The organism is Mycobacteroides chelonae (assembly GCF_016767715.1).
Classification (GTDB): Bacteria; Actinomycetota; Actinomycetes; order Mycobacteriales; family Mycobacteriaceae; genus Mycobacterium; species Mycobacterium gwanakae.
On record NZ_CP050145.1, the window covers coordinates 4,926,202 to 4,939,361 of the forward strand.

Genomic DNA, 13,160 nt, shown 5'->3' on the forward strand with positions numbered 1-13,160 from the left:
GCACACCTCACCTGGATACCTCGCTTCGCTCTTGCCAAGATTGAGTGGATGACTGACGAGGCGAGCACCGGCGCACCCGGCACCAAGATCGCGCTGGCGCTAGGCGCGGGCGGGGCCCGGGGTTACGCGCATATCGGTGTGATCCAGGAACTGCGCGAGCGTGGCTTCGAGATCTCCGGGATCTCGGGGTCATCGATGGGTGCGCTGGTCGGCGGGCTGGAAGCAGCCGGTGCGCTCGACGGATTCACCTCGTGGGCGACCTCGTTAACGCAGCGCGCGGTATTGCGGCTGTTGGATCCGACCTGGACCAGCCCCGGCTTCTTCCGTGCGGAGAAGATTCTGGACGTCGTGCGCGAACTACTCGGCGACGTCGCGATCGAAGACCTGCCTATCCCGTTCACCGCGGTCGCGACCGACTTGATCGCCGGAAAGTCGGTGTGGCTACAGCGCGGCTCATTGGCGTCGGCCATTCGCGCATCCATCGCGATTCCCGGAATGATCTCTCCACATGTACTCGACGGCAGAGTGCTGGCCGACGGCGGTGTTCTCGATCTGATGGCGGTGGCCCCGCTGGCCGGGGTGCACGCCGAGCTGCGAGTGGCGGTAAGCCTCAGCGGAGGCGAAGAAGTACGCGCCCCGGCGCCGCCGCTGGACCCCGAGCCCCGTGAGCCGCGCGTGACGACGGAGTGGTTGAACCGGCTGCTGCGCAGCACCTCGGCGCTGTTCGAAACCGATGGCACCGAGGCCGCTGGCCAACCGGATCCCGCCGCGAAACTGACGAGCTTCGAGGTGATGAACCGCACCATCGAGGTCATGCAGTCCTCCCTTGCCCGCATGCAGCTCGCGGCACACCCGCCTGATGTTCTCATCGAGGTGCCGCGCAGTGTCAGTCGCAGTCTGGACTTTCATCGCGCCTCCGAGGTCATCGAGGTCGGGCGCCGTTGCGCCGCTGAGGCTCTCGATACATACGCGAACACGAACTAGCCGTTGCCATCCCGTCCACCAGTCGAATGACTGATGGCCGACCATCGCGACCGCCGCTAGCATCCAATGAAGAGTGTCAACCGTCCCTGACCGTCCAGCACGCCTCATCCCCTTGGAGGGCACCATGGCCCGCACAGTCTCGCAACTCATCGTCGATACCGTGAAAGTCGCTGGTGTTCAACGTATTTATGGCCTTCCCGGCGACTCGTTGAATGGCTTCACCGAAGCTCTGCGCCGCGATGGCACCGTGGAGTGGGTTCACGTGCGCCACGAGGAGGCGGCCGCATTCGCCGCAGGAGCCGAAGCCGCACTGACCGGCACTCTTGCGGTGTGTGCCGCCAGCTGTGGTCCGGGCAATCTGCATCTCATCAACGGGCTTTTTGACGCACACCGCAGCCGCGTTCCCGTCCTGGCAATCGCATCGCACATTCCCAGCGCCGAAATCGGCAGCGGCTACTTCCAGGAAACGCATCCACAGAATCTGTTCGCCGAATGCAGTGTGTACAGCGAGCTGGTGAGCAGCGTTGAACAGCTGCCCTACGTCTTGGACACCGCCATCCGGGCCGCGCTGGATCAGCGGGGTGTTGCCGTCCTGACGATCCCCGGAGACGTCCTCAGCGCCAAGACAGATGTGGCACCGCCCTCGGCGCCCATCGTCGCCGGCATCGGGACCCGTCTGCCGGACCCCGAGTCCCTAGAGCGAGCGGTGCGCGTACTGAACGGGTCCAGCGCGGTCACGATCCTCGCCGGAGCCGGTTGTGAGGGCGCCCATGCCGAGCTGCTGGCGGTAGCCCGCACGCTGCAGGCCCCGATCGTGCACACGTTGCGCGGCAAGGAATTCGTCGAGTACGACAACCCATTCGATGTCGGCATGACGGGCCTGTTGGGATTCCGTTCCGGGTACGACGCACTCGAGGACACCGACGTGCTACTGATGCTCGGGACGGATTTCCCGTATCGACAGTTCTACCCACCGAAGGCGACCGTGATTCAGGTCGATATCCGCGGTGAACACATCGGCCGTCGTGTCCGGGTGGATGTCCCACTCATCGGTTCGGTGAAAGACACCTTGCAGCAACTTAATTCGACACTTGTTCCGCATTCCGACAGCAAGCATCTGGAGCGCGCGAAAGGGAACTACACGCGTACGCGTGCTCAACTCGACCGGCTGGCGGTGGACGATCGCAATCAGACGCCCGTGCGGCCGGAGCTGGTAGCGCGCAGGATCGACGAGCTGGCCGACGAAGACGCGGTATTCATCGCCGATGTCGGCACACCGGTCATCTGGGCCGCGCGCTACCTGTCCATGAATGGCAGACGACGCCTGCTCGGTTCGTTCAACCACGGCAGCATGGCCAATGCGGTACCCCAGGGAATCGGCGCCCAGGCGTCACACCGCGGCCGCCAAGTCGTCACGCTCTCCGGCGACGGCGGCCTCGCGATGATGCTGGGAGACCTCATCACATTGACCCAGTCTCAGCTGCCCATCAAGATGGTGGTGTTCAACAATGGCGCGCTCAGCTTCGTAGAGCTGGAAATGAAGGCCGCCGGAATCGTGAACTACGGCACGGCCCTGGACAACCCCGTCTTTGCCGACCTCGCAAGGGCACTCGGGATTCACGGTGTCCGTGTGGAGCGCCCGGACCAACTCGACGCCGCGTTGTCGGACGCCTTCAGTCACGACGGCCCGGCCCTCGTGGAAGTGCTCACCGCCCGCCAAGAGCTGTCGATTCCACCGACCATCACCGCCGCGCAGGTCGCAGGCTTCTCCCTGTGGGCAACGAGAACCCTGTTGTCGGGCCGCGGCGACGAGCTCATCGACCTGGCCAAGACGAACCTGGGCGCGCGTCTGCGCCGCCGGTAAGTCTCAGCCCCTGCTGCCACGCGGTCGTGGCGCTACCATCGCAAACGCCATGACCGCTGCTCCTTCCCCTCCTACGTTCGTCGGGCGCGACGAGCTGCGCGACGTAGTCAGGCGCGTCGCGACCACGACAGACAACGCGCCCAACGTGGTACTCCTGCTCGGAGAGGCCGGGATTGGTAAGTCAGCGCTGCTGCGGGATGCCACCTCAGCTGCCGCGAACGCCGGAGTCCGGGTGCTCTTCGCCGCCGGGAGCCAACCCGATCTGTTGCACGCCTACACGTCCCTGGCCGAACTCATCTGCCCTTTGAACAAGCACGTCAACGCGCTGCCCAGGCTGCTGCGTGACACCCTCAGTGACATCCTCGGGATCAACAACACACCCTCATCACCCAGTCCAGTCATCATCCGGCATGCGCTCCTTGCCTTACTGGAATCCGTAGCCCGTGAACGCCCGCTCCTTCTCGCACTCGACGACGTCGACCTACTCGACCGCGATTCACGTGAAGTACTGATCTCCGTGTCCCGCAGGCTCATCCACACTCCGGTGTCGGTGATCATGACGGGCCGACACCGAGATGGGCTGCCTGGCCTCGACTCGGTCATCACCGTTATCGACGTACCGGCACTGAGTGACCGCGAAGCGAGTGATCTCCTCGACACACAAATGCCGCCCCCCGAGCGTGGCGTTCGCGGTGAAATCATCCGGTGGGCGGACGGAAACCCGTTGGCGCTGATCGAAGGGGCACGCTTCTACGGTCTTTCCGGCGCCACGGTGTTCCGCGGAAACAACATGGCCGGATACCGCGGTGCGCATTTAATCTTCTCCATAGAGCTGGCGGCACTTGATAAGATCACCCGAAAACTGTTGTTGTACAGCGCATCCGGTTCGGGATACGAAACCGTGGACATCATCACCGATGTGGCCGGCCACGGTACCGACCTATCCGTCTGGAACGACGCCGAGAACGCTGGGCTACTGAGTATCACCCCGGATAGGTTGATCAAGTTCTGCCATCCACTGCTTCGGGCTCTCGCCTATACCGATTTAACCCTGACCGAACAACGGGACGCCCATCTCGCCTTCGGACGATCTCCACTACTCGACAATGCCTGCCGCGCCTGGCATCTGGCTGAAGCAGCGGGCGGGCCAGATGAGGCCATCGCATCAGCACTGGAACAGTCCGCGCAACTGGCCCAGGAGCGCGGCGGCTACCTGGAGGTCACACGTGCGCTGCAGCGTGCCGCAGAGTTGAGTCCACATGATGACGACGGTGCGCGCCGGTACGCCCGGGCCGCGGCGGCCGCGAACTTCGGTGGCGACACCGCCTGGGCACTCACACTCTGCGACAAGGCTTCTCGGTTAACCAATCAACCCGATATTCTCGGTTACGCCTCCCTCACCCGAGCTTCCATCAGGCTGCAATCAGCACAGGCGACCGAGGCCTTCGAACTGGTTCGCCGCTGTATGGAGGGAGCAACGCCTCCGGAGGGCCGGCTGGCCCTCACGCTGGCTCACCTGGGCGCCTCGGCCTCCTACTATTCCGGGGATATCGGACATCGCGAAGCGCTCCAGAAGTGGCTTCCCCGCCTTCCCTTCGATGACACCGAACAGGAGGAGACGTCGGCCGAATTCTTCACATTCCCGGAGGGTGCTGCCGCCCTGCAGCGCACCTACATCGGCATGTACGCAGATACCGCCTCTGCAGGGCACGCCAGGCCGACATCCTTCGACCGGTGCTGGCTGACACCGCAGGCGCCGATCCTGGAACCCTTTCGGCATCTCGTCGTGGGCCTCATGGCAGCCTCCACCGACGACTCCGACCTTGCTGTTCGCCATCTCTCGGAGGCGGTTGAATCCCTCAAAGGCAGTGGCGGCATGCGGGGCTTCACCTATGCACTGGCACCCCTCGCCTGGGCACTGCTGGACACGGGCCGCTGGAATCAACTCGGGGAACTCCTTGCCGCCACCGCGGACCTGTACGAGCTCGACGATCTCGCACTGCTGCACAGCGAAACCGCCGTGTGTCGTGCGCAGCTACTCGCATATCGCGGTGACGTCACCGCCGCGACAGCGGCGTTGCGCAGTATCGACACCTCCTCGTTGGATACGACGTCAGGAGCGACACGCACCGCGCTCACGCGCGCATGGGGGTGGACGGCGATCCTCCACAACGACTTCGACGGCGCGTATCAATACTTCCGCGCGCAGTTTCATTCCGACGGGACGCCCACGCACTTCGTCGTATCGCACCGCGGGGTAGCCGAACTGGCCTGGGCGGCTGCGCGCAGCGGCCGCGCCGAGGAGGTTCGGCCGTTGATCGAAGCCATCGGAAGGCAACTGGACCCCGCGTCACCCACACGAATCCGGCTGCTGCATCACCAGGCAATGGCGCTGGTGTCCTCAACCGCGAACGCGGAGGACTACTTTCGGCTCGCGGTAGACGATTCCAGCGGAGATCAGTGGCCACTTGAAGGCGCTCGCGCCCGGCTGCACTACGGAGAGTGGTTGCGCCGAGCCCGTCGTCCCGCTGAGGCGCGTCCCCTCCTATCGACGGCCCTGGCGGTTTTCGAGCGCCAGGGTGCCGAGGCGCTGGCGGCACTCGCCCGTGCCGAATTGCGTGCCGCGGGCGTCGTCTCGAAATCTGCCCGCACCACCGCAGGCTTCGAATCGCTGACCGCGCAAGAACAGCAGATTGTCAGGCTCGTGGCGTCTGGCATGACCAACCGCCAGATCGGCGATCAGCTCAACCTCTCACCGCGCACCATCGCATCTCACCTGTATCACGTCTACCCCAAGCTGGGGATCAGCCGACGGCACGAGCTGCGTGACCTGATCACGTAGCTGGGCCCGCGCGCCGCACCAGTCATATGACTGATGCGCCCATGTCCACGGTGACGCATAGTGCACCCATGACTACCCTGCCCACGGCGGCACTGCAGGTGGCAGAGTTGTCGGCGCTCCCCGAGGGGGCGCCCCATGCCACCCGAGTGAGCGGCGTGGACATCGTTCTGATTCGCCAGGACGAGGATGTTTCGGCGCTGTACGGCCGCTGCGCACACCGCGGTGCCCTAATGGCCGACGGCCACCTCGAAGGTGACCTCCTGGTCTGCGGGGTCCACGGCTGGCGTTACGAAGTGGACAGCGGTATCTCACCGGTCAATCCTTCGGTGGCACTGACGAAATTTCCCGCCTGGGTCTCCAACGGCACTGTCTACGTGGATGAATCGGCTGTCTCGGCATTCGCGAAGGTACATCCGGTGTCGTACGAGGACGACGGCTATCAGGGCGCGTGGATCAAACCTTCTGATACCGCGGAGGAGCCCTTCGTCACCCAGATCCACGAGCTCGCCGCCCACGGGCTCGACAGGGTCGGGCATCACGGGACGATGGCGGCGATGGGGGTTCCGCGCGACAAGCTGCCCTCGTGGGATTCGATTCAGCTGGTGACCGGCCAGCTGGCTCGTCTGCCCGTGCTGGACGACGAACCCGTCGACACCCGCACGGTGATCGGTCCGGGCGCCCGGCGCCCGCTGTCCCTCGACATCCCCTTGTTTGTCAGTGATATGAGCTTCGGGGCACTCTCGCAAGAGGCCAAGATCGCGTTGGCCGCAGGCGCCGATCTCGCCGGAACGGGAATCTGTTCGGGTGAAGGAGGCATGCTCCCCGAAGAACAGCAACACAATTCGCGATACTTCTACGAGCTGGCCTCCGCCAGATTCGGATGGAGCTTCGAGCACGTCAAGAAGGTGCAGGCTTTTCATTTCAAGGGCGGCCAGGGTGCCAAGACCGGTACCGGCGGGCATCTGCCCGGCAACAAGGTCGTCGGGAAGATCGCCGAGGTCCGTGGTCTCGCACCGGGCACTCCCGCGATCTCACCGTCTCGCTTTCCCGATTGGACATCCCTGGACCAGTTCCGTGACTGCGCGAACGAGGTGCGCGAGTTGTCGGGGGGAATCCCGGTCGGCTACAAGATGAGCGCACAGCACATCGAGCGCGATATCGACGCGGCGCTCACCATCGGCGTCGACTACATCATTCTCGACGGTCGCGGGGGTGGCACCGGCGCTGCACCAATTCTCTTTCGCGACAACATCTCCGTACCGACCATTCCGGCTCTGGCTCGCGCGCGTCGACATCTCGATCGCTCCGGTGCACGGGAGGTGACTTTGGCGGTGACCGGCGGCATCCGCACCCCGGCCGATATGGTCAAGGCGCTGGCGCTGGGCGCCGACGCCATTGGTTTGTCCAACGCCGCACTGCAAGCCATCGGCTGTGTCGGCATGCGCGCCTGCAACACCAACACCTGCCCTGTCGGCATTGCCACCCAGAATCCAGCGCTGCGTGATCGTCTGCCCATCGATCTTGCGGCCGCGCGATTGCAGCGATTCCTGCAGTCCACCGTCGAGCTGATGACGATACTGGCCAGGGCGTGCGGGCATCGCCGTCTCGCCGACCTGGAGCTCGACGATCTCGTCACATTCGACCGCGACTTCGCATACCTCAGCGCAGTCCCCTACGCAGGAGCGATACCACTGTGAGCGAACAGGAACTGGTCTGGCACAAGGCGGCTGATCAGGATGCGCTGGATGAGGGTGAGGTGACGGTCTGCCCGGTGGGCCTGAAGTCCGTGGCCTTGACCAAACTGCACGGCCGTTTCGGTGCCATCGACAACCGGTGCCCCCACCAGGGCGGTCCGCTGGGCCAAGGCACCTTGGAGAACGACAAGATTCGTTGTCCCTGGCATGGATTCGACTTCGACCCGTTCACCGGCGAGGCAGCCGGTGGACCCGACTTCGATGTGCAGACCTATCCCGTGGACGTGCGCGAGGACGGCGTGTACGTGGGCACTCCGCCGCCGGCCCCTCATGTCCGCACGGTCAGCGACGTGCTGATTGAGACCATGACCAACTGGGGTGTCGACACCGTCTTCGGTATGGTCGGGCACTCGAATCTCGGTGTCGCCGAGGCGATGCACCGCGCCGAAGGCGACGGCAAATTGCGGTACTTCGGCATCAGGCACGAGGGCGCGGCGGCCTTCGCCGCCTCGGCATACGGGAAGCTGACCGGACGCCCCGCCGCGTGTTTCGGTATCGCCGGCCCGGGTTCGACGAATCTGTTGACGGGGCTGTACGACGCGAAGGCCGATCGCGCACCGGTGCTGGCCATCTCGGGCAACGTGGATTCATCGGTGGCCGGTAAGGGCGCCTTCCAGGACATCGATTTGCTGGCGGCCTTCGCCGACGTGTCCGTGTATTCGGCGATGGTGCGGGCAGGCTCGGACCACGCCGAACTGATGACGATGGCGCTCAAGCACGCCATCCTGGAGCGCGGTGTCGGCCATCTCGTGCTCCCCGACGAGGTCCAGGTACTCCCCGCGCCCGACGAACCGGCCACCGGGCCGCGGGGCCGCATGCCGGATCTGCGGGTGGGCCCACCTGCGGCGGCGCTCGACACGGCGCTGCGCCTCATCGAATCGGCCATGCGCCCAGTGATCGTGGTGGGCGCCGGTGCGAAATTCGACATGGCAGCCATCACCGCGCTGGCCGAGCGGCTGAACGCCCCGATCCTCACCACCTTCAAGGCCAAGGGCCAGATCTCCGACCGTCATCCGCTCGCCGGCGGGGTGCTGGGCCGCTCGGGTACACCGGTTGCGTCTTGGATGATGAACAAGACCGATCTGCTCTTGGTATTCGGCGCGTCGTTCTCGAATCACACGGGTATCTCGCCCTACAAGCCGACCATTCAGGTCGACACCGACCCACTGGCGCTCGGCCGCTTTCGACCGGTCACGGCACCCGTGCTCGGTGACGTTGGTGTGACGGCCGCCGCCATGTCCGATGGGCTCCGGACAAACCCGGCGCTAGTCGACCAACGTCCCGAGCTCGCGGAGCGCTGGTCGGTATGGCGCACCGAAAAGACGCGCCGGGCCGCCGCCCCCGCACATGGACGAGTGTCTGCTGCTGCCGTCTTCCATGCGCTCAACGGTTTGGTGCCCGAAAATGCAGTGCTGACAGTCGATGTGGGCAATCATGCGTACTCGTTCGGCCGCTATTTCGAGCCCACCGCACAGGCGGTGCTCATGTCGGGATATCTCGGCTCCATCGGCTTCGGTTTTCCCGCCGCCATGGGCGCCTGGGCAGCGGCCCCGGATCGGCCCATCGTCGCGGTGACCGGTGACGGCGGTTTCGGCCAGTACCTCGCCGACTTCACCACTGCCGTGAAGTACGACATGAATATCACCCATATCCTGCTCAACAACGGCGAGCTGGCCAAGATCAGCGAGGAACAACGCAGCTCCGAATACGCCGTGTGGCAGACGTCGCTACACAATCCGTCGTTCGCGGAGTTCGCCCGCGACTGTGGAGCGTATGGCAGGCGCGTGAGCGATGCGTCCGAGCTGAATTCGGCGATCGCCGAGGCACTCAGCCATCCTGGGCCTGCCCTGGTTGAGATCCTGACGGACCCACGGTCGCACTAGAGGAGCCCCTGGGTTATCCACAATCCGTAGTTTGTCCACAACCAGGGCACAGCACGCGGTGCGGCTCAACAGATTCCCCTAGAATCGAAAGTGTGTTCGACTCATTGGGAGACGCCGATCTGATCGATGTGATCACCTCGGCACAGCGTGCCGAGACGCAGGCATGTGCCCGGCGGTTACATGCCATCGGCGTGCTCGTCGACCGGCACGCTGACCTCAACAAGGCTGATGTGCGTGACCATCACCCCCTGGATCGCTGGGATAGAATTGCCGCCGAAATTGCGGCGGCTCAGGGCATCACCCAGGCATTGGCCTCCAGCCAGATGCGGTACGCCCAGGTTCTGCGGCACCGCCTCACAGCAGTCGCTGAACGCTTCGCCGCCGGTGATCTTGACTTCAGGACCGTCGCACTGATCATCAACCGGACCGAGCTCGTCGACAACGACGCCACGGTGACGCAGGTGGATACCGCGATTGTGCGCGCCCTGCCCCGCTGGGCGCGCTGGTCCCACAAACGCATCAGTGCGGCACTCGATGCGTTGGTGCTTCACTTTGATCAGGACGCCGTGCGGCGCAACAGATCTGCCAAGGAGGGACGGCATATCGAAATCCGCCCAGCCGACACCGGGGAACCCGTCGCCGAGATCTGGGGCACCCTGCAGGCCACCCACGCCGTCGCGCTGGACAAACGACTCGATCTTCTGGCCGACACCGTGTGCCCAGCAGATCCACGCACGAAAGCCCAACGCCGTGCCGATGCGGTCGGTGCGCTGACGCGGGGTCTTGATCAGATGCGTTGTACCTGTGGACGTCCGGCCTGTGCTGGACGCGATATCGCCGATGTCGCGGTCGTCGTCAACGTGGTCGTCAACCAATCCACCCTCGACGGTCTAGACGATGTACCCGCCCATGTCCCAGGCTTCGGGATGCTTGCCGCCGAGCAGGCGCGCACCGTGGCCTCCGGCGCCCGCACTCGGACGCTTGGCGATTCCCACAGCACCAGATACCGCCCATCCGAAGGGCTTGTGGCTTTCGTGCGATCCCGCGACCAGCTCTGCCGATTCCCCGGCTGCGAGTGCGCCGCCGACCGGACGGACACCGACCACACCGTGCCGTGGGCCACCGGTGGTCCCACCACCGGCACCAATCTGAAAGCGTTGTGCCGCAAACACCATCTCCTCAAGACCTTCGGCGGCTGGGCCGAGATCCAGGACCCCGACGGCACTGTGCACTGGAAGGCCCCGACGGGGCACATCTATGTCACCACTCCTGCCAGCCGCTTCCTCTTCCCCGCCCTTACCCGCCTGCGCACCCGAAAACAGGAACGCGACCGTCGGCGCCAGGTGGAGCGCAACCTCAACCGCCAGGAACGATTACAACGCGAGGCAGCACTGGCCGCGCTCACCGCTCAGGATCCGCCACCCTTCTAGAACGCTTTACCTATTCCGGCCAGCTATTGGCCCGGATCAGCTCCACCAGATCCGCCCGCACGAAGGACGGATCGAAATACGCAAGCACATCGGCATTCATGTTGCCGAACGTACTGTCCGGCCGGTGCCGATTGCCCTCGAAGAAGGCGTTCAGAATCCTGTTCTTGAAGTCGGGCCGCGGATGCGCGGCGGTTACCGCATCTAAATCTTTGGCAGACAGCGCATCCCGCGCGATGCCGACCACGTCGGTTTCAACCCCGGCCGTAACGAGGGCCACCTCCGGGCTCAAGAACTCGGTAATCCCGGGCGTGGTGTGCAGCGCGATCGCCAGCCACACGTTCTGTGCCTCCTGGGCACCCACCCCTCGTTCGGTCAGGAAGTCGCGGGCCGCGTTCGCGCCGTCCACCTCGAAGCGCAGCTGCGAGTCCCGGAACCTCTCGGTAAGGCCGATGTCATGGAACATCGCGCCGGCGTACAGCATCTCCGGATCAGGTTTCACACCGCGACGCTGCCCCTGCAACGCACCCAGCAGATACACCCGACGGGAGTGGTGAAACAGCAGGTCGTCCTCCGTGTCGCGGATGTACTCGGTGATCTCGCGAACCAGCGGGGTATCCGGGATCTCGACTCCGGCAATCTCGGTCATGGCATCTCCTCATGTCTGGCGGAACTAGTCCGGATGTCTGGCGGAACTAGTCCGGCCGAACTCGGTCACCTACGAGTTTCTGGCGCAGACACTCGACAGTGGGAGATGCACAGCCGCCGTCGATCCCACAGATACAGACATCTGCGCAGCCGCGCATCTGCGATCCTGTGGTCATGCCCGATGAGCGGCTCATCACCATCGTCGTGTTCGACGGCATGAAGCTGCTGGACCTGGCCGGTCCCGCCGAGGTGTTCGCCGAGGCCAGCCGATTCGGCGCGAACTACCGGCTGGTGGTGGCCTCGGTCGACGGGCAGGACGTGGCGACATCCATCGGGTCACCGTTCTCGGTGACCGCGACAATCGACTCCATCGAGTCCACGGACACCGTATTGGTGGCGGGCGGGGATGTGCTGGTCGGGCGCCCAGTGGATCCCGCACTCGTGGATGCCCTGGCCCGAATATCCGCGCGGTGCCGGCGTATCGCGTCCATCTGTACGGGCGCCTTCCTGCTCGCACCGGCCGGTGTCCTCGACCATCGTCGCGCCACCACGCATTGGCGTCATACCGGGTTGCTGCAGCGGGCGTTTCCGAACATCACCGTCGAGCCTGACGCGATCTTCGTCAGGGATGCACACGTTTACACCTCGGCCGGGGTGTCCGCGGGTATCGACCTGGCGCTGGCGCTCGTCGAGGACGACTACGGATCAGACATCGTGCGCGAGGTGGCGCGGTCACTGGTCGTCTATCTCAAACGCGCGGGCGGACAGTCCCAGTTCTCGGTCTTCGTGGAGTCGGCGCCGCCTGCGGGCTCGGCGCTGCGTCCGGTAACCGACGCTATCGCCGCCGACCCTGCCGACGATCACAGTGTCAACAAGTTAGCCGCGCGGGCGGCGCTGAGCACCCGCCAGCTCACCCGGCTCTTCCACACCGAATTAAGCACTACGCCAGCGCGATACGTGGAACTCGCCCGAATCGATGCGGCCCGCGGCGCCTTGGATGCAGGCAGCACCGTCGCCGAAGCCGCACGAATCGCTGGGTTTGGCAGCCCGGAGACGCTGCGGCGGGTATTCGTCAGCGAGCTGGGAGTCTCACCGAAGGCCTACCGCGACCGGTTCCGGACCACCGCACGCTAGTGCCCGCGCGCCACCCAATCGTCGTAGTGCACGATCTCGTCACCGATGGTGGTCGTATCGCCATGACCGGTGTAGACCACCGTATCGGCGGGAAGTGGACCAAGACGCCCAGAAATGGACCGCAAGATCGTCGGGAAATCGGAGAACGACCGCCCGGTGGCGCCCGGCCCGCCCTGGAACAGGGTGTCGCCCGAGAACACGGCCCGCAGCTCGGGTGCATACCAACATACCGAGCCCGGCGAATGACCCGGCGTGTGCAGGGCATGCAGTTCCAGTCCGCCGACGGCAAGCACCATGTCGTCCTCTACCGCACGGAAATCCCTGTCCGGATGAGTCATTCGCCACAGCACGTCGTCAGCCGGATGTAAAAGCACCGGCGCGTCCAGCGTGTGACTCAACTCAGGAGCGACGGTGATGTGGTCGTTGTGGCCATGGGTACACACCACCGCCACAACATTGCGCCCGGCGACCGCCTCGATGATCGGCTCCGCCGAATGGGCGGCGTCGAAGACCACCACATCGTCGCCCTCGCCAACGATCCAGATGTTGTTGTCGACTTCCCAACTGCCACCATCGAGTTCGAAGGTTCCGCGGGTCACGACCCGCTCAATGCCACTCATCCGT

At 64.7% G+C, this 13,160-nt stretch carries 9 protein-coding genes; 7 read left to right on the forward strand and 2 right to left on the reverse strand.

Annotation, left to right across the window (positions count from 1 at the left end):
- Positions 1 to 48 precede the first annotated feature (48 nt).
- The 6 genes from HBA99_RS24055 to HBA99_RS24080 all read left to right on the forward strand — a co-directional run bounded on the left by HBA99_RS24055 (position 49) and on the right by HBA99_RS24080 (position 10,757).
- Positions 49 to 984: a patatin-like phospholipase family protein gene (locus tag HBA99_RS24055; RefSeq protein WP_030097581.1), complete on the forward strand. Its 936-nt coding sequence runs from the start codon at positions 49 to 51 to the stop codon at positions 982 to 984.
- 124 nt (positions 985 to 1,108) lie between these two features.
- Positions 1,109 to 2,848, forward strand: coding sequence for a ubiquinone-dependent pyruvate dehydrogenase (poxB, locus tag HBA99_RS24060; RefSeq protein WP_070951813.1), 1,740 nt, complete (start codon positions 1,109 to 1,111; stop codon positions 2,846 to 2,848).
- Between the two features lie 49 nt (positions 2,849 to 2,897).
- Positions 2,898 to 5,690 (forward strand): helix-turn-helix transcriptional regulator, encoded by a 2,793-nt coding sequence (locus HBA99_RS24065; protein ID WP_070951812.1) that lies wholly within the window; start codon positions 2,898 to 2,900, stop codon positions 5,688 to 5,690.
- 68 nt (positions 5,691 to 5,758) lie between these two features.
- On the forward strand, positions 5,759 to 7,387 hold the full coding sequence (locus tag HBA99_RS24070) for a glutamate synthase-related protein (protein WP_070951811.1): 1,629 nt from the start codon (positions 5,759 to 5,761) through the stop codon (positions 7,385 to 7,387).
- Positions 7,384 to 9,327, forward strand: coding sequence for a thiamine pyrophosphate-dependent enzyme (locus HBA99_RS24075; RefSeq protein WP_070951810.1), 1,944 nt, complete (start codon positions 7,384 to 7,386; stop codon positions 9,325 to 9,327). The genes HBA99_RS24070 and HBA99_RS24075 overlap by 4 nt, the downstream gene beginning before the upstream one ends.
- Positions 9,328 to 9,419: 92 nt before the next feature.
- Positions 9,420 to 10,757, forward strand: coding sequence for an HNH endonuclease signature motif containing protein (locus HBA99_RS24080; RefSeq protein WP_070932006.1), 1,338 nt, complete (start codon positions 9,420 to 9,422; stop codon positions 10,755 to 10,757).
- A gap of 10 nt (positions 10,758 to 10,767) precedes the next feature.
- Here HBA99_RS24080 and HBA99_RS24085 read toward each other — a convergent pair whose 3' ends face one another.
- Positions 10,768 to 11,403, reverse strand: a complete 636-nt coding sequence (locus HBA99_RS24085) for an HD domain-containing protein (RefSeq protein WP_057967616.1) — start codon at positions 11,401 to 11,403, stop codon at positions 10,768 to 10,770.
- 173 nt (positions 11,404 to 11,576) lie between these two features.
- On the opposite strand from HBA99_RS24085, the gene HBA99_RS24090 reads away from it, so the two are divergent.
- Positions 11,577 to 12,536, forward strand: coding sequence for a GlxA family transcriptional regulator (locus HBA99_RS24090; protein WP_070952391.1), 960 nt, complete (start codon positions 11,577 to 11,579; stop codon positions 12,534 to 12,536).
- On the opposite strand, the gene HBA99_RS24095 is transcribed toward HBA99_RS24090, so the two are convergent.
- Positions 12,533 to 13,156 (reverse strand): MBL fold metallo-hydrolase, encoded by a 624-nt coding sequence (locus tag HBA99_RS24095; RefSeq protein ID WP_030097589.1) that lies wholly within the window; start codon positions 13,154 to 13,156, stop codon positions 12,533 to 12,535. The genes HBA99_RS24090 and HBA99_RS24095 overlap by 4 nt on opposite strands.
- Positions 13,157 to 13,160: the final 4 nt, after the last annotated feature.

Coding starts and splice junctions, on each gene's coding strand:
- HBA99_RS24055 (WP_030097581.1), top strand. CDS start 49: ATGACTGACGAGGCGAGCACCGGCGCACCCGGCACCAAGATCGCGCTG.
- HBA99_RS24070 (WP_070951811.1), top strand. CDS start 5,759: ATGACTACCCTGCCCACGGCGGCACTGCAGGTGGCAGAGTTGTCGGCG.
- HBA99_RS24065 (WP_070951812.1), top strand. CDS start 2,898: ATGACCGCTGCTCCTTCCCCTCCTACGTTCGTCGGGCGCGACGAGCTG.
- poxB (WP_070951813.1), top strand. CDS start 1,109: ATGGCCCGCACAGTCTCGCAACTCATCGTCGATACCGTGAAAGTCGCT.
- HBA99_RS24095 (WP_030097589.1), bottom strand. CDS start 13,156: ATGAGTGGCATTGAGCGGGTCGTGACCCGCGGAACCTTCGAACTCGAT.
- HBA99_RS24085 (WP_057967616.1), bottom strand. CDS start 11,403: ATGACCGAGATTGCCGGAGTCGAGATCCCGGATACCCCGCTGGTTCGC.
- HBA99_RS24090 (WP_070952391.1), top strand. CDS start 11,577: ATGCCCGATGAGCGGCTCATCACCATCGTCGTGTTCGACGGCATGAAG.